The sequence below is a fragment of the Desulfurobacterium crinifex genome (assembly GCF_054656775.1).
On record NZ_BAAHXO010000004.1, the window covers coordinates 216,236 to 230,813 of the forward strand.

Here is a 14,578-nt window from a genome sequence, read left to right on the forward strand (position 1 = left end):
CTTCCTATATTATTGTTCAGCAAGGTTCCCCGGTAGCTCAGCGGGTAGAGCGGGTGGCTGTTAACCACCAGGTCGCTGGTTCGAGGCCGGCCCGGGGAGCCATTTTTTATTTTTGTGTAAAAACAAGGAAAAATGGAACAACGTATCATGATATGTCATGATATATCACACTTCAGCAAGATTAATGTAAAAACAAGGAAAAATGGAACAACGTATCATGATATGTCATGATATATCACACTTCAGCAAGATTAAATCTCTCAATCAATATTAGCATATTATAAAAGTTATCTGTTCCATTTTTCTTGTATCCCTTTCATTAATCATGACAAATAATGTTAGACATCACTAATTATTGAAGGCTGTTATCTATACCAAAACGGATTAGTTTTTACCCTCTTCTATGTTAATTTCTCCATTAAGAAACTTTTCAAGAACTCCTTTTTCCTCAAGATATTCTAAGACTAATTCGGATATCTTATGGTTGGCGGAAACCCCCTCTTCTCGACATGTCATTCCAAAGAGTTCCCATAGAACTGGATTTACAAGTAAGTGAGCATTTCTTTCTTTGTTTCTAATGAGTTGTAAGATACGTTTTGCCTTTCCCATAAAAGAGAATTTTAGAAAAAAGTCAAAACTGATAATATGCTATTATTTTATGACCAGGTTTTATGATTATAAATGTCCCCCCAAAGGGGGACATACTGCCACTTAAAAGTTTCTTATGAGGAGCTCTGTCCCTCGTGGACGGCTCCTCTCTTTCGCATAAGAGCTGAATTTACTAACTTCTTTCGTTTCCCAATTAAAATCCTTATAAAGTTCCTCTACAAGTTCACAGGGATAGTAAGAAAGAAGAAACTTGCCTTTTATGTTTTTCAAAAGTTCTGCAAGTTCTATATGATCCTTTTCGGTAAAGCCTCCCTGGTAATAGCTTTCTTTTCCAACGTAGGGAGGATCAAGATAGAAAAGTGTGTTAGGAGTGTCGTATTTCTCAATAACTTTTCTGAAGTCTAAACATTCTATCTGAACAGTTGAAAGTCTGTATCTGATTTCATTTAGTCTTCTCAGGAAAGCAAGCCAGTTTTCGCTTCTGCTTTTTTTAGAAATCCCGTATGACCAGCTATGTCGTGTTCCTGAGAAGGATTGAACAACAGAAACAGCAAAAGCAACAGCTTTATCTATGTTGTCTTTGAAGTAGTTGTTCCTTATTTGTTCTACTGCAAGGGTAAATATCCGTCGGGAGTAGAGAGTTCTATGAGCTCTTCTGCGGAACTCCTGAAAGTGGTCCCTGAGAACGATGAAGAGGTTGACAAGCATTTCATCCTTATCGTTATAGACCTCTACCAGTGATTTCTCTTTTTTGAATAGAACCCAGCCAGCACCACCAAAAGGTTCAACGTAGGTCATTCTTGTGTAGTTCTCAGGAAATTGGCTAATGATCCAGCTTGCTAAACGTGATTTTCCTCCAATGTAAGGAATCATCTCTTTCCTCCTTTTGTTTCAAAATAGGAAAGAATAGATGAATTGTGTTTCAAAAAGGGAAGATTCTGAAACAACAGGAGGGGAACGGCAGGAGTTCAAGGATGTCTCCTATCTCCCAGTGTTTAATTTTTTGAGAATCTCTGTTTTTTCTTTACTTCCAGCAGAGCTCCCAAAGTAAAAGGCAAATATTTGAGTGGTTATGGTAGAGAGAACTCCGAGGATGTAAATCACAATGTCTTTCTTATCCCCAGTAAACTGTCCTCGAGCAAAGTAAAAAAAGAGCAGGAAGGTTGCTATTACTGTTGTTAAAGCAAGGACAGAGGGGAAAATCTTATTTATAAATGGAGCTGAATCCGAAGTAGAAACTTTCGCATAGGTTTCTCTGGCACTTTGAGTATCCTGTAGGTAGGCTTTCTCTCTTTCAAGTTGTAGCTGTCCTTCTTTAAGCTGTAGTTCGGCTTTCTTTATCATCTGCTCAAACTTTTCTTCATCTGTCGTAACAAAATCATCTACGAGGTCTTTTACGCCATCTATTATTGATTTTCCCAGTCCGCCTGTAAGGAAATTCAAGAAACCCATGACATAGCCTCCAGTGCACGGTTGACCCATCCTCTTAAGTAAAGGGCGTATCTCTTCGGGTTTTTGTTCGCTAATGCCGTATAGAACGCTATCCTTGCAAGGGTAAAGTCCCTGATAAAATCTTCTTCTGGAACTGAATCAAGAGCCTGCAGTGTTATGACTCCCAATATTCCGTCTGTTTTAACTCCAAGGACTTTTTGAAGTAGTTTCACTGTCTGCTTCACGCCGAGATTGACTGCTGTTTCAAAAAGTAGGCTTTTTACTTTTTCATCTTTCACTTTTTCAAATGGCTTGTAGAAGTTGTCGTAGTAAAAGCTCTCTACAAGCTCAAAAGGCGGTTTTTGACCTCTATCTATCCATTTCCAACCTTCCCATTCTGGATGAGCCTTGCGATAGATGCCAGCGTAAGTTTCTGCTTGCTCTGTAGGATTGCGGTGAAGTTTAAGACCGCCTTCAAGCTGTAACACTTTTGGGAGTACCTCTTTGAACGCCACTTTTCACCTCTGGGAGTTTTGTGGAGTATTCAAACCGGAGAAGTGGAGACTTCAAGAATAGACGGGGACTGACTTCTGAAGGATGAGTGTTTTTCAGAAGTTCTACTCCTGCCTGCTTAAATGCTGTGAATACCAATTCAGAGCAGAACCATCTGTTCTTGCTTTCCAGATTCGGATTAAAGAAGACAAATCCTAAAATTCCAAGCCAGTCGTAAGGTTTCCCTATCTGTCTCTGGAGGAAGTGTCTTATTTCATCTCTCTGCTCTTTTGTGACTTCTACTGAGTAAACAGCAAACTCTGTCCCTGGTGTGTGGACTTCTGAAAACTTTCCGTATCTTACTCCGTTCCACCAGGCTTCGATAACAACCGGATCGTTCCTGTCTTTAAGGTCAACAATGAAGGCTATATGAGTAAAGGGGAAGCCCCACTGCCTTATCCTTATAGGCTGGCTTGTAAGGGACTTCCCTATGGAAGCAAGGATATACACTTTGAGGAGGTCTCTCGCTCCCATTGTTAAACCTCAAGTGGAATTTCTGAATAGGTATCCTCACAGAGTTTCTTCACATCAAGCTGGAGGAGTTCTTCAAGGTTCATTGAGTCTATTTGACTCTCAAGCTCTCCTTCCTTATCCCAGATTTCTTCTTTCCAGTTGAATATCCTGGCAATCTCCACTGCACGGGCAAGAAGAGGAAGGATTTTCTGGACAGACTCGTCTGATAGTCCTTTTGCCTTTAAGTCTTCAATTGCTTGCTCTTGCGTGTAAGCTCCAGCTACAAATAGAGCAATTTTCTGCTTAACTTCATCTGTGGTAATTGCAATGCCTTCCTGTGCTGCTATGTAGAGAATCCTTCCTTCTATTACCTGAGCTTCTGAGGTTATGTCTGCAAGGTCTTCGTCTATTTCAGAGAGTTTTTGCTGGATGTAGAAGTCAGTGAACCAAGAGAGAGTGTCCTTAAAATATCCTTTTGCAATGTTTTCATTCGATAATTCTTGAAGAGCATAAGACTCTTCAAATTGAACTGGATTTCCTTGTTCATCAAAAGCAACTGGTTTTACTACCTTGGGATTAAAGTTTCTGTATATGGTTTTTCCTACTTTAAGTACTCTTATCATTTTTACCCTCCTTATAGAACAGTTGTAGAGATAATGTTTATTGGTCTTCCATTAGTGTCTTCTATGATGCCTGCGATAACCCCTTTCCACTCTAAGTCATTCGAACTCTCGTCTTTAAGCGAAGTTCCTTTTACAGTTAGTCCTAAAATCCCGTGGACTCTTATAAAACTCCCACTCGAAACTGGTAAAGTAATTGAGGATGCATAGAAGTTTAAATGGGCAAACGTTCCTGTGTCCCAGTAAGGAATAGCAAGTATGGGTATTATGTTGCCATTGCAAGTCCCTGTATAATGAATTGCACACCTGTTGAAGTTAATTCCTGCTGTTATGGGTATACTTCCTGTACCAAGCTTTATAAAGCCTGCGTCCCCTGAGTAATTTTCTACGTTCTTGTTATCTATGTGACCTAATGTAATCTTCAAGCCACGAAAACCTATTGTTGCACTTCCATAAAGATGGAAGCCGTGTACAGATGCCTTTCCTGTCCAAGTTTCATAGGCAGATGCAAAAAGTTCTTTAAAATCATCTTGGTCGGAAGAATATGTACCGACAACAGAAATAGTCTTGTTTCTAACATCTATATTTTCTTGAAGTGTGTAGTTATCCTGAAGCACAACTATGCCATATCCGCCTACTGGAACGGAATCAATTGCCTTTTTGAGGCTCTGAAAAGGAGAAGATTCTGAACCTTCATTGTTGTCACTGCCAGTTTGCTGATTAACGTAGAATATTGGTGCCCACCAACTTTTTATTGTTGCTTCTGCTCCAGCTATAAACCCATCAATCTTACTTTTCCCATAGTTAACTAAATCATTAACCTGCTGGTTCCACTTATCGCTCTGGGTTGTCCAGCGTTGTAAAAGTTCAGAAGTGTTTTCTTTAAGCTCCAGTATCGTTTGTGTTAAGTCCATCGCTTACCTCCTTTATATGAGTTTGGTTATTGAGAGTTTTCCAGCTATTGAAATGGCACTGCCGTTGTTGTCTAAAACTTTGAATATGATGTCTCTTACCGTTGAAGCATCTACACCAAAGTCAAAGTGCTGATTGAAGGAAGAATAGGTGCTGTTAAAACTTCTGCTTGTGTCTATGTCGTAGCTTGCCTCTCCAACTATGGTTAGTCCCTCGTTTCCGCAGAAAAGTCTGAATAGGAAGAGTGCGTCGTCATTGATTGTTCCGTCTCCAATCGGTTTAAACTCTTGAACATTTCCTTTGTTGTCTGTTATCTGTATTACCGGCGTTCCGTTGTTGCCGTGGCAGTCATCCACAAAAACTGCCACGGTGTAGATCCCCTTTTCTAAGATTGAAGATACTTTGGCTTCAGTCCCATCAAATTCAACTACGATAGAATCTCCTACTCTAAGGGTTGGTGAAGAATCGGAAAAACGTCTTTTTGAAGTGGTAAAGTCTGCTGTTTTCGTGAAGTTGTTATCTACGTAGCTTTTAGTTGCGTAATCTTCAAGAGTTGTGGTTTTTACAAAAGTATTATCAACATAAGTTTTATCTGCTTTTGAGTCTTTCAGGGAATCAACTTGACTTTTGAGGCTGTCTATTTCTTTCTGGAAACCTGCAACTACATCTGAGTCAACTTTGTCCTTGACCTGCTGGAGGAGTTTTTCTATTCGGTCTATCTCTTCTTCTACCTCTTGAAGTTTACTTGTGTTAACAAGGTTCAGCTTTTCCGTAAGGGTGGTAATAGCCTGCCCTATTCTTGCAAGAACCGTCTGATCTGTAAGTTGTTCAAGGAGAAGGTTGTTCTCTATGTCAGCTGTCTTTTCATCAATACTGCTGACATAAGGTAGTAGAGCTTCAAGTCTTTCTTTTATGTCGTTTGCAATTTCAATGGCTTCGTCTGCCTTATCTTTAATGGCTACAATCGCAATTTCATGGTTTGTGAGAATTCGGGAAACTTGAGCAAACTCTTCCGTGTAAAGAAGTTTCAGGTCTGGATTGCTTTCAACTATCTCTATCTTGTCCAGAGGAACGTCTGTTACTCTTACAGATATTCCAGTCAAAAGCTTTAGATTTTTATTTTTCCATGCAATAGGAACTTCTGGATGAGACCAGACAAAAGCGAGAGTGCCGTCTTCAAGATACCAGCCTATCTCCCTTATCCAGAATTCAGGAGCATCTTCTGGAAGGAGGGCAGATAAGTCCATGTAGCCATCGGAAGGGAAAACCTTTCCAGAAGCAATTGGAACTCTGATTATTTCGTTTTTCAGACTTGTTTGGCTTTTCTCTGGAGTATATCCTGCATCTCCAAAACCTATATGAGTAAGCTTTAGTCTTACTTCTGGAAGTCCACTAACCTGAAAGAATTTTTGCAATCCTGCTGTTGTGGTTATCGGTATTAGTTTAATTTCTTCTGCCATTAGTTGATTCCTCCAGTGAGGTTAATCCTGATAAAGGCAACTGAGTTGAAACTGCCTGTAACTGCACAAGTAGAGGAGAAATCCCATTCTGTTTCTGTTGATTCAAAGGAAGCTTTCAAGAAACCATCTGCGGTAACGTTTCCAGCAAAGATTGAAACTCCGTCTCCAGCGGTGATTACTTTTTCGCTGTTTTCCTCAAAAGTGGCAGTGGTAAAAGTAACTGGCTTTATGCCAGTTCCGAGGATTTTGTATTCTCCATCCTGGGACATAAGGATTTTCTTTTCACTGTCTTCTTCAAATGTGGCTTTTGTGAAGGTGGAGAGGTTAGAGCTTGCTGCTATTTGGTGTTCAGTCTCAAATATAAAATTCAACTGAAAATACCTTAACTTTTCATGGGCAGGTTTTAGATGGTTGATTACATTCGTTACAAGCTCTACTCTTTCTTTCACATTTTCGATTAGAGTTCTTCTTTCCAGAGCAACATCAAACTCAGCCCACTTTTCAGGATCTTCCCGTCTAACAGATTTAATTTCTACCCCAGGGAATCCATAAATTGTTAGAATTTCCTTTAGGGTTTCTACGCTTCCAGCTTGGAACCAAAAATCAACAGATTTCCTAATTCTTTCTCGAAATTCATCAGAACCTTCGTATCTAAACTTCTCAAGATTTCTTTCTTTTCCAAGCAAATAGAGAACTTTGTCGTCAGAAAGCTCCGGGAACTTTTGACGTCTGGCAGAAAAAGCAGATTGCCTGAAACCTTCAGCTACACTTGCCCAGGTTTTAAGGAGCTTATAAACGTCAGTATCTTCTGGTTCCTTGTTGGACGTTTTAAAAGATGATGGTAGTAGTTCCCAGAGCCACTTTTCTATCATTAGACTTTCTCCCTCCACTTGATTGGCTGGAGAATGATGAAGGAGATTTCAACGTCTATCTTTTCGTCTCCTTCGTTTGCCTTGGTCTTTGGGTTATCAAGCTTTACAGAAGGAATAGTGTCTTTCATCATCACATTGGTTTCGTCATCGAGATAGGTTATGACAATTGGAAAAGGTGGTATTTGAGAAACTCTCTCTTTTCCTTTTCCTCTAACCCAGTCCATGAGAATTTGAAATCCCGTGGCTGTCAAAGTGAGTTTTCCATTTCCCTCAAATCTTCCTTTAGTCCAGCCAATGGGAACGTTTCCTCTTCCATATCTGGGTTTCACGTTTTCTTTATCTTCGTACTCAATGCCGATAATGTGGTCCTTTAATGTTTGTGGACAGTCTGCTATTCCTATTTCAACCTGTCCCCAATCAACCTCTCTACCGTTAACCATCAAAGCCATGGCGTTATCCTCCGATTGTCAGGAATGGGTTTTCAAAAGACTGGTCAACTGTTATCCAGTCCATGTGAGGAGTTGGAGCAAGTTTTGTCTTGATTTTGAGCTTTCTTGTTGCCCAGAGATCCTGATCCTCAGGAATAATTACCCTGTATCCGTAAAGTTCTCCTTCTTTATACATTCCGTAGTGAAGTGCATGTTCTATTAAGCCCTTAAGCTCCTGCATCGTTGGAGATTTTGTCGGTTTTGTTGGACTTTCAGGGTTATCATTTGCAGGAGGTAAAACTTCTCCTTTAAGTCTTGGGAGGATTGTTTTTCTCGTAATCTTTGCTGCTTTATCTGCTACCCTGCGGGCATAAATGAAAGCATAGTCTGAAGTTTCTGGCATCATCATGTTGGGGTTTGTTACGTAGTAACCTGCATATCCGTCGTAGGTTCTACCGGTGATAAATCTTGCCTGGTCAAGAGCGTAGATATGAGAATATTTGAGATCCTCAGGAAGTGAAACGATGTTTGGAATAGGAAATGCTCCAACTTCTCCAATGTCCTGCGAAACCTTTGCCCTGGCAAGAAGTCCTGGTGAACTACTCCGCCCTTACGGACGGAGCTTCTGGTAGGGATGGACTCCCACCCAGAAGACCCGCTTGGGATTCCTGCTTCAGCGAGGGATAGCTAATCCCCTCTTTTGAGGAGACCCCGCCAGTGCCCTCTCCACAGGCGTAAGTTCGGGTCGCTCCGACCCTACCACCCGTAAGGTGGGTGAGCCCTTCTTCCAGTATGTTTACACTTGCGTTGTAGTCTCTATCAAGCTCTACTCCACAAATAGGACATTTGTGTATCCTGTCTGCTAAGGTCTTCGGAACTTTGTGTCCACATACACTACACTTTTGACTCGTGTATGCAGGATTCACTCTTACTACCCTTGCCCCTGCCATTACAGCTTTATAGGTAGCAAAGGCAATAAGAGTTCCCCATCCTGCATCAAGTATCAGTTTTGCTAATCTGTTATCCTCTACAAGTGCAGGTATGTCAAGGTCTTCAAAGGTTATCAAGTCATAGTTGTCAACAAGGTATCTTGATAGCTTGTGAAGGAAGTCCTTCCTTGCGTTCTTTATCTTTTCGTGAACCTTAGCTACTCTCTTTCTCTGCTTCTCAAAGTTTGAGCTTCCTTTCTCTTTTCTGGAGAGTTTCTTCTGCTGTCGTTTTAGTCTTTTTTCAAGTTTCTGTAAAAACTTAGGATGCTCTATGAATTCTTTTTCACTCGTTACCGCAAGATGTTTTACGCCTAAGTCTATTCCTATTGCTTTTTCTCTTTCCCTCACTCTTTCTTCAGCTTCTTTGAGTATCTGGTCAAGGTCAACTTCTACGCTCACGCATACATACCAGCTTCCCGATGGTTCCTTCTTTATCGTTACTGTTTTTGCTTTCGTCCAGTCTATTTCTCTATGGAGTCTTATTTTGAGCTTACCTATTTTAGGTAAGTGGAGATATGCAAATCGGTTGTTTTTCTTTTCCAATTTGATTATAGGAACTATTTCCCCTTTCTGTTTCATCCAGACTTGTGGAAATGTGAGGGACTTGTATTTCGCTGTCGGTTTCTTTTTGGGATATCCTACCTTAACCTTTTCTCCTTTTTTCTTTCTCTTTATGTCCTGAAAAAACTTCTGAAATGCTTTATCTACTCTCCTGAGTGTATCCTGGAGAACCTGAGAGTGGACAAGTTTTAGTATCGGTTCTTTTTTCTTGAGCTTAGGTAGATTGTTTTGCTGTTCCGAATACTTTACAGTCCTCTGTTCTTCCTTCCAGACTCTTTTTCTTTCTTCAAGTGCATGGTTGTAGAGCCAGCATAAAGCAAAAAGCCAGTTTTCCAGTTTGTATTCCTGTAACGCTGTAGGATAAGCTCTGAACTTATAAGTAAGCAAAAACTTATCTTCTTCCTTGACTCTGGACATATCTCTTTACGTCCTCCAGTTTGACCTGTCCAGTTGTCGCTATGAAGTAGGATGGAGACCAAAACTTCCCACCCCACAACTCTCTTTTCATAACTTCTGGAAACTCTCTCCTAAGTTTCCTTGAGGTTACTGATTTGAGCGAGTTCACAAATCTTGAAAGCATAATCGTAGGTCTTGCGGAAAACAAAATGTGAATGTGGTCTTTATCTGTCTCCTGTTCTATTATCTCAATACCAAAGTGTTCTGCTACTTCCACAACTATCTCTTTTAGCCTATCCGCAAGTTTTCCTACAAGAACTTTTTTCCTATACTTTACCACTAATACAAGGTGGAACTGAAGTGAATATACAGAATGACATCCCTTGTCCAGCTTGTATTCCATGCTTTTATTCTATAGTCAGAACCGACGCTTGTCAACAACGCCTTGCGGCGTCGCTCTGTATCCCCTCCCTTACGGAAGGGGACTTAGAGCGTATTTTTAGTTAAAGAACCAATAGCATTTCGGAAACCAGTATTTCCTTTTAAGTTTGTGACTGTTGCACAGAATGCTGAAGCAGCAACTCTCGGGTGGATAAATCCTTCCCACTCAGAAATGAGGTTTGTTACGTAGTCGTCCATCTTTTCGCCTTTTGTTTTAGGTCTTGCCTCAAGGAGTGCCCAAACGTATATGTGGCGGGAAACAAGACTTGTGAGATAGCTCCCGATGGCTGCAGCTGTGGATTTGTCAACCGGTACCATTACAATGATGCCTTCAAAGATTGCATCTCCATTTACAAGAGACTGTTCAACTGCTTCTTCTACTGCAGACAGGATGTCATCAGTGGAGTCTGAATTAGCAGCAGCTGCAAAGATGACATTTGCACCGCAAGAAGCCGCATCAAGGAGCTTATTTGCATATTCTCCGTTTCCAAAAAGTTTAATTGGAGTGTCTGGATCTGAAGGAAGGGACAGCCTGTAAACCTTGCCTATTTCTGCCTCTCCTTCTGCCGTTTTAAGTCCAATTGTTATAAAGACTCCTGTTCCTGTTGATGGAATTCTTCCGAGTGCCCCATCCCAGAACCGTATATCAACGTCCGGAAGTATTGATACCTGTCCTTCAAGAAGGTTCATTGTTCTCCTCCTTTGGCTTGATGTTTAACTTCTTTCTGGAGCTTCGGCGTTTCGTGAGATTTGCTCTTCAAAAATGTGTTGAGCATTTCTTTGAATTGTGTTTCAGTTATCTCTGTGTCATCCTTGATTCCAAAAGCTTCTTTAATGCCGTCGAAGATGTACATTCGGTCTCTGAGGACGATTTCTTTTTCTTCATTTCCCTTTCTCACTTTCGTTTTTTTGACTAAAAATTTTTCTGCAATTTCTTTAGCTTTCATAGCTCACCTCGTCGCTGTATTCTGTTATCCAGGAAAAAGCTTTTGAGTTGGCGATAATTCCCTTTACAGTCAGGGTTGCACGGTACTTGTTCGCTCCTTCTTTACTTTCTTCCTCGTCAAACTCAAATGGAGAAATGGAGAGTTCTAAAGGGTTTCCGTTTTCGTCTGTGAGAATTCGATTTTCTATAACCCTGTCTATCACGGAATCTGCTATTGCGTCAGCATTTTTTTTTGTAAGGAGGACAAGCTGAAAGTGATAAAGAATGTCGTGGGTTTTCCTGATGATAATCGTCTGTTTCAGGCTTTCATTTGGGAGAGTTTTGAATCTCTGAGGTGATTTCCTTAAGTTCTGTCCTGAGTAGAGAAGAGCAAGCATTGGAGCCTTGGCTTTGTTATGAAATCCCTGATGTCCTCTGACTGTCGGAACAATGTCTTCAAACATTTGTGTTAGTCTCTCCATTAATTTCTCAACTGAAGGTTTCATGGAGATAGATTAAGGCGGGAAAGTAGAGTTGATTAGGACAGATGGGACAGAGTGAAATTTTTATCGCCGAAAGCTGTCGTAGAAAGCTGCCAGCTTGACTACTTCATCAAATGGAATCAGACCGGCTACAGTTTTAACGTGTCCTTCTTCCACCCTTCTATGTATTGTTGATTTTCCTCTTCCGAGAATTTGTGCTACGTGTCTTATGGGATAGAGTTTCTTAACTTCCCCAAAAAGCTCAATAGAACGCTGTCTTACCCACTCCTCATAATCAACAATAATTGCTTCTCTTCTTGGGAATAAGCTCATTATTTGTTTTTCTACTTCTTCTAACTGCTGTGATAATGAAGCAATTTGTTTAAGTAGTTTTTCTTTTTGTCTAATTAGCTCGTTCAGCTGTCTATCTATGTAGGAATTGCAAATGTATGCTGCTGGCACGTCTGCCTCTTGAAAGCGGTTAAGTAATTGTAGCACAATCAGTCAAAGTATTTCCATAGGCTATCTATGAATTTTGAAGTTCCAGTCTTCTTCTCAAGGGCATCAATTGTGTAAACTAAAGCATCTGGCAAGTCGTCATGGGCTCCTTTGGGGAACTCGACAAGCTGATCAATCAAAAGTTTCTGGTTCTTTTTGAATCTGATTAGTCCGTTCTCTACAAGAGGAGCAAGTTTCTGTATTCTCATTTCTTTGTTTACCTTTGGCTTTATTCCTTTAACTGGTAAGTGAATTCCCTTTTTACTTGCTTCCCTCATTACCTGATTTTTATAAATCTCTTGAAATACAACTTCTTCAAAAATTATCCTTTTAGGTCTGAATGCCAGATATTTCTCAATTATTTTGTTTATAAGTTTTAGGTCTGAAATTTTTTCACCAAAGGCGTCAAGAACATAGATAATACCTGTCTCTTTATCCTTGCCAACCGTAACAATTGCCGAATAGTCTCCTGTCTTCTTACCGGTTGCAGGATCAACTGCCATTACTATTTCAAGTTTTCCTTTTGAAAGCTTATCTGTTATTTCCGAGGGCTCGTAGTATTGAATCCAATCGGGTTTAAATACCATGTCCTCTTCACTTAAAGGTTCATTCAGATATTCTGTCGCAAAGGCTATGCTGCCGATTTTTCTTTTTTTGTCATAAAGCCTATCTAAGCTCCAGTAGCTTTCCCAGAGTGCTTTTTCTCCTTTATCAGTTTTAATAATAGCCTTGAACTTAACTGCAAACCAGTCTGGAAAGTCTCCGTTTTCATACTCTCTCAATAGCCTTGATGGAAGATCATCGTGATGAAGAACAGTATTGGTAAATATCAGGAAAGCGTCTCTATCTGCCATAGGAAGAACGGCTCTTTTAAAACGGCGGTAAATTTTCTCTCGTAAAGTAGCACTTTCAGCAGCTTCATCCTTTAGAAGGTCATCACAAAGAATTAGATCAGGTCTTACCGCTCCTTTCCTTGAACCTCTGAGTCTTCCGTCTATTCCTTTTCCGGAGATATTCACTCCATTCTTGAACTTTATACGGTCACTTTTCCAGACAGAACCTTCTACTTCTCCAAAGTCCTCATATATCCTTTCATTTTCCTCAACTTCAAGTTTGATGTTTTCAAGTATCTCCTCTGCTGCTTCTTTAGAAGCTGCAACTACCATTATGTTTTTGTGCTTAGCAAAAAGAGCATTCCAGAGAAGGTAGGCTTCTGCCCTTGTCGTTTTACCGTGTCCACGAGGTTCTATATTGATAATTCCTTTGATTCCTTTAACAGGTCTTAAATACTTCCAGTCTTCTGGATCAGTCCAGTTCTTTAATTCTTCCACCATTTCAGGGGTAACTGCTCTTTTGTTGAAAATTTCAAGAAGTATTTTTTGATAGGGAGCAGGTTCCGAGAAAAATTTGTGAGAAAGGTAGTAATGGCAGAAGAACCAGAAGTCGTTTTTTGCTTTTTCAATTCTCTTTTTCTTTTCTGGATCGGCTTTGGGTAATTCCTTCTTGGTTTTTTGTATGGCTCTATCAAAAGCTTCAAGCTTGTAACTCATCTCTTAGTTCCCTCAGAATTCTTTCCCTTGTCTCTTCATCCGGAATGTTCTTGACTATAACTGCAGTAACCTTTTCGAAGAGCTTTTCTGTAAACTGAAGAAGCTGGTTTTTAGTCTTTTCTATGTAAGCTGCATCTCTTCCAAGTCTTCCGGCTGTTGCAAGCAGATCCATCAATTTATCAAGCTTTGCTTCTTCAATTGTGCCTTTTTCTTGCCATTCAGCTATTACTTCCATAAGAAGACCATAGGATAGAGCTGACAAGTTTTCCGCCTGGGCTATGAGGTTTATATCATTGTCGCTAATTACTCCAGCATCTCTTAGCTGCAAGAAGGGTCTTATCTTCTTGATTATCCTGTGAATTGCGGATTTTGAGGTCTGAGCATTTGGGAACTTTACCTTTATTTCCTTTTCAATTTCTCTTATCGTCTTACCTTCCTGATACATTTTTATTGCTTCTTTTTTTGCTTCTGGGTATTTGTCAAGGTTATGTCTCCTTCCCATCTCATATCTCCAGCTCTACATTGTGATCTATGAATTCCCCTTCAAGAAGAGCTTTACCCTTTGCCGTCAGATAGACTTTCTTAATGCTGGAAGATAAAGAAGGAAAATCAACGTCTTTTACTTCAACATATTTCTTGTTCAGTAGGTATCTTATATTCTCTTTGAGGAGCTCTCCCTCAGTCGTAAAAATTTTCCAGTCATATAAAAGTCCTTCTATAAGCTTGAGAGTGAGTCCATCGGGATATACCTTGCTTAAAAATTTGAGAATTAATCCATTGGTCTGTGCTTTAATCTTTTTCACGGTTACCTCCTTTCGGTAAGGGTAAGAATGAGTTCCTTCAGCTCGTCAAATTTTTCTTTCATGGTAGCTTCTAATTTGTTGTTGAGAACGATAAACTCATCTTTCCTCAGATAATCCCTGAGTAGTTCTTCTCTTAGTTTGTCGTGTTTTTCTTTCATTTTTTCCAGCTGCTTATTGTGTTCGTCCTGGAATTTCTGAAAATCCGCTTTCAAACCTCTCGTGAACCAGATTAGAGTTCCAACGGTTCCCACAAGTTGTCCTAAGGTTATACCTACCTGCCATTCGTTCATCTTTTCACTCCTGGTATTGCAAAGTCACAGAGGAATCTGGAAAGAGGCATAACAATTAATGGTTCTTTCCTATCTGCTTTCAGAACCAGGAAGTCTGCACCGTCAAATAGGTTATAAACGTTAAAGGTTTTCCTTGCTTTACACTGAATTGAACCAATGCCTTCAACAAAAAGGTCTGCCTTTCCAAGACTTGCAGCCGATCTGACTGCGGAAAAGCCAGCTTTTTCAAAAAGTCTTTTCACTTCCCTTTCAAACCTTATCCCTTTACTTTTTTTGTTCACAGCATTCCATCTCCTTGGTTGCTTT

At 40.2% G+C, this 14,578-nt stretch carries 21 protein-coding genes, 1 tRNA gene and 1 pseudogene; 1 reads left to right on the top strand and 22 read right to left on the bottom strand.

What is annotated here, in order from left to right:
• The first annotated feature begins 26 nt into the window (after window positions 1–26).
• Window positions 27–102: transfer RNA gene (locus tag ACYQ3A_RS02960), tRNA-Asn, on the top strand.
• Between the two features lie 282 nt (window positions 103–384).
• Here the strand turns inward: ACYQ3A_RS02960 and ACYQ3A_RS02965 are convergent.
• The 22 genes and pseudogenes from ACYQ3A_RS02965 to ACYQ3A_RS03070 form a co-directional block, all read right to left on the bottom strand.
• Entirely contained in the window at window positions 385–609 is a 225-nt protein-coding gene (locus tag ACYQ3A_RS02965; RefSeq protein WP_459895524.1) for a hypothetical protein, read from the bottom strand.
• 102 nt (window positions 610–711) lie between these two features.
• Window positions 712–1,482 (bottom strand): DNA adenine methylase, encoded by a 771-nt coding sequence (locus ACYQ3A_RS02970; protein WP_459895526.1) that lies wholly within the window; start codon window positions 1,480–1,482, stop codon window positions 712–714.
• Between the two features lie 108 nt (window positions 1,483–1,590).
• Entirely contained in the window at window positions 1,591–2,061 is a 471-nt protein-coding gene (locus ACYQ3A_RS02975; RefSeq protein WP_459895528.1) for a hypothetical protein, read from the bottom strand.
• Complete coding sequence (locus ACYQ3A_RS02980; protein ID WP_459895529.1) at window positions 2,049–2,528, bottom strand: putative peptidoglycan-binding domain-containing protein; 480 nt, start codon at window positions 2,526–2,528, stop codon at window positions 2,049–2,051. Before ACYQ3A_RS02980 ends, ACYQ3A_RS02975 begins: the two co-directional genes overlap by 13 nt.
• Window positions 2,515–3,066 (bottom strand): YiiX/YebB-like N1pC/P60 family cysteine hydrolase, encoded by a 552-nt coding sequence (locus ACYQ3A_RS02985; RefSeq protein ID WP_459895530.1) that lies wholly within the window; start codon window positions 3,064–3,066, stop codon window positions 2,515–2,517. Before ACYQ3A_RS02985 ends, ACYQ3A_RS02980 begins: the two co-directional genes overlap by 14 nt.
• A gap of 2 nt (window positions 3,067–3,068) precedes the next feature.
• Complete coding sequence (locus ACYQ3A_RS02990; protein WP_459895532.1) at window positions 3,069–3,668, bottom strand: hypothetical protein; 600 nt, start codon at window positions 3,666–3,668, stop codon at window positions 3,069–3,071.
• A gap of 11 nt (window positions 3,669–3,679) precedes the next feature.
• Window positions 3,680–4,579, bottom strand: coding sequence for a hypothetical protein (locus ACYQ3A_RS02995; protein WP_459895533.1), 900 nt, complete (start codon window positions 4,577–4,579; stop codon window positions 3,680–3,682).
• A 12-nt stretch (window positions 4,580–4,591) separates the two neighbouring features.
• Window positions 4,592–6,037, bottom strand: a complete 1,446-nt coding sequence (locus ACYQ3A_RS03000; protein WP_459895534.1) for a phage tail-collar fiber domain-containing protein — start codon at window positions 6,035–6,037, stop codon at window positions 4,592–4,594.
• On the bottom strand, window positions 6,037–6,909 hold the full coding sequence (locus ACYQ3A_RS03005) for a phage tail protein (RefSeq protein ID WP_459895535.1): 873 nt from the start codon (window positions 6,907–6,909) through the stop codon (window positions 6,037–6,039). Before ACYQ3A_RS03005 ends, ACYQ3A_RS03000 begins: the two co-directional genes overlap by 1 nt.
• The gene (locus ACYQ3A_RS03010; protein WP_459895537.1) at window positions 6,909–7,358 is read right to left on the bottom strand and encodes a hypothetical protein; all 450 of its coding nucleotides are present in this window, start codon (window positions 7,356–7,358) and stop codon (window positions 6,909–6,911) included. The genes ACYQ3A_RS03005 and ACYQ3A_RS03010 overlap by 1 nt, the downstream gene beginning before the upstream one ends.
• Window positions 7,359–7,362: 4 nt before the next feature.
• A pseudogene (locus ACYQ3A_RS03015) lies at window positions 7,363–7,917 on the bottom strand (DUF2586 family protein); the annotation flags it as partial.
• A gap of 19 nt (window positions 7,918–7,936) precedes the next feature.
• The gene (locus ACYQ3A_RS03020) at window positions 7,937–9,304 is read right to left on the bottom strand and encodes an RNA-guided endonuclease InsQ/TnpB family protein (protein ID WP_459894822.1); all 1,368 of its coding nucleotides are present in this window, start codon (window positions 9,302–9,304) and stop codon (window positions 7,937–7,939) included.
• The gene (tnpA, locus tag ACYQ3A_RS03025) at window positions 9,279–9,686 is read right to left on the bottom strand and encodes an IS200/IS605 family transposase (RefSeq protein ID WP_459894824.1); all 408 of its coding nucleotides are present in this window, start codon (window positions 9,684–9,686) and stop codon (window positions 9,279–9,281) included. Before tnpA ends, ACYQ3A_RS03020 begins: the two co-directional genes overlap by 26 nt.
• An 83-nt stretch (window positions 9,687–9,769) precedes the next feature.
• Window positions 9,770–10,414: a DUF2586 family protein gene (locus ACYQ3A_RS03030; protein ID WP_459895539.1), complete on the bottom strand. Its 645-nt coding sequence runs from the start codon at window positions 10,412–10,414 to the stop codon at window positions 9,770–9,772.
• Window positions 10,411–10,671: a hypothetical protein gene (locus tag ACYQ3A_RS03035; protein WP_459895541.1), complete on the bottom strand. Its 261-nt coding sequence runs from the start codon at window positions 10,669–10,671 to the stop codon at window positions 10,411–10,413. Before ACYQ3A_RS03035 ends, ACYQ3A_RS03030 begins: the two co-directional genes overlap by 4 nt.
• Window positions 10,661–11,131, bottom strand: a complete 471-nt coding sequence (locus tag ACYQ3A_RS03040; protein ID WP_459895542.1) for a hypothetical protein — start codon at window positions 11,129–11,131, stop codon at window positions 10,661–10,663. Before ACYQ3A_RS03040 ends, ACYQ3A_RS03035 begins: the two co-directional genes overlap by 11 nt.
• Window positions 11,132–11,215: 84 nt before the next feature.
• On the bottom strand, window positions 11,216–11,593 hold the full coding sequence (locus ACYQ3A_RS03045; RefSeq protein ID WP_459895544.1) for a hypothetical protein: 378 nt from the start codon (window positions 11,591–11,593) through the stop codon (window positions 11,216–11,218).
• Window positions 11,594–11,631: 38 nt separating this feature from the next.
• Entirely contained in the window at window positions 11,632–13,179 is a 1,548-nt protein-coding gene (gene terL / locus ACYQ3A_RS03050; RefSeq protein WP_459895545.1) for a phage terminase large subunit, read from the bottom strand.
• Window positions 13,163–13,681 carry a hypothetical protein gene (locus tag ACYQ3A_RS03055; protein ID WP_459895547.1) on the bottom strand — a complete coding sequence of 173 codons (519 nt, stop codon included), beginning with the start codon at window positions 13,679–13,681 and terminating at the stop codon, window positions 13,163–13,165. Before ACYQ3A_RS03055 ends, terL begins: the two co-directional genes overlap by 17 nt.
• A 1-nt stretch (window position 13,682) precedes the next feature.
• The gene (locus ACYQ3A_RS03060) at window positions 13,683–13,982 is read right to left on the bottom strand and encodes a hypothetical protein (RefSeq protein WP_459895549.1); all 300 of its coding nucleotides are present in this window, start codon (window positions 13,980–13,982) and stop codon (window positions 13,683–13,685) included.
• 2 nt (window positions 13,983–13,984) lie between these two features.
• Window positions 13,985–14,272 carry a hypothetical protein gene (locus tag ACYQ3A_RS03065; RefSeq protein WP_459895551.1) on the bottom strand — a complete coding sequence of 96 codons (288 nt, stop codon included), beginning with the start codon at window positions 14,270–14,272 and terminating at the stop codon, window positions 13,985–13,987.
• Window positions 14,269–14,553 (bottom strand): Holliday junction resolvase, encoded by a 285-nt coding sequence (locus ACYQ3A_RS03070; RefSeq protein WP_459895552.1) that lies wholly within the window; start codon window positions 14,551–14,553, stop codon window positions 14,269–14,271. Before ACYQ3A_RS03070 ends, ACYQ3A_RS03065 begins: the two co-directional genes overlap by 4 nt.
• Between the last annotated feature and the right edge of the window lie 25 nt (window positions 14,554–14,578).

Bases quoted from the DNA above. Each gene is read 5' to 3' on its own strand.
- ACYQ3A_RS02990 (WP_459895532.1), bottom strand. From the start codon at position 3,668: ATGATAAGAGTACTTAAAGTAGGAAAAACCATATACAGAAACTTTAAT.
- ACYQ3A_RS03005 (WP_459895535.1), bottom strand. From the start codon at position 6,909: ATGATAGAAAAGTGGCTCTGGGAACTACTACCATCATCTTTTAAAACG.
- ACYQ3A_RS02970 (WP_459895526.1), bottom strand. From the start codon at position 1,482: ATGATTCCTTACATTGGAGGAAAATCACGTTTAGCAAGCTGGATCATT.
- ACYQ3A_RS03055 (WP_459895547.1), bottom strand. From the start codon at position 13,681: ATGGGAAGGAGACATAACCTTGACAAATACCCAGAAGCAAAAAAAGAA.
- ACYQ3A_RS03030 (WP_459895539.1), bottom strand. From the start codon at position 10,414: ATGAACCTTCTTGAAGGACAGGTATCAATACTTCCGGACGTTGATATA.
- ACYQ3A_RS03010 (WP_459895537.1), bottom strand. From the start codon at position 7,358: ATGGCTTTGATGGTTAACGGTAGAGAGGTTGATTGGGGACAGGTTGAA.
- terL (WP_459895545.1), bottom strand. From the start codon at position 13,179: ATGAGTTACAAGCTTGAAGCTTTTGATAGAGCCATACAAAAAACCAAG.
- ACYQ3A_RS02985 (WP_459895530.1), bottom strand. From the start codon at position 3,066: ATGGGAGCGAGAGACCTCCTCAAAGTGTATATCCTTGCTTCCATAGGG.
- ACYQ3A_RS02975 (WP_459895528.1), bottom strand. From the start codon at position 2,061: ATGGGTTTCTTGAATTTCCTTACAGGCGGACTGGGAAAATCAATAATA.
- tnpA (WP_459894824.1), bottom strand. From the start codon at position 9,686: ATGGAATACAAGCTGGACAAGGGATGTCATTCTGTATATTCACTTCAG.
- ACYQ3A_RS03000 (WP_459895534.1), bottom strand. From the start codon at position 6,037: ATGGCAGAAGAAATTAAACTAATACCGATAACCACAACAGCAGGATTG.
- ACYQ3A_RS03020 (WP_459894822.1), bottom strand. From the start codon at position 9,304: ATGTCCAGAGTCAAGGAAGAAGATAAGTTTTTGCTTACTTATAAGTTC.
- ACYQ3A_RS02965 (WP_459895524.1), bottom strand. From the start codon at position 609: ATGGGAAAGGCAAAACGTATCTTACAACTCATTAGAAACAAAGAAAGA.
- ACYQ3A_RS02995 (WP_459895533.1), bottom strand. From the start codon at position 4,579: ATGGACTTAACACAAACGATACTGGAGCTTAAAGAAAACACTTCTGAA.
- ACYQ3A_RS03065 (WP_459895551.1), bottom strand. From the start codon at position 14,272: ATGAACGAATGGCAGGTAGGTATAACCTTAGGACAACTTGTGGGAACC.
- ACYQ3A_RS03040 (WP_459895542.1), bottom strand. From the start codon at position 11,131: ATGGAGAGACTAACACAAATGTTTGAAGACATTGTTCCGACAGTCAGA.
- ACYQ3A_RS03035 (WP_459895541.1), bottom strand. From the start codon at position 10,671: ATGAAAGCTAAAGAAATTGCAGAAAAATTTTTAGTCAAAAAAACGAAA.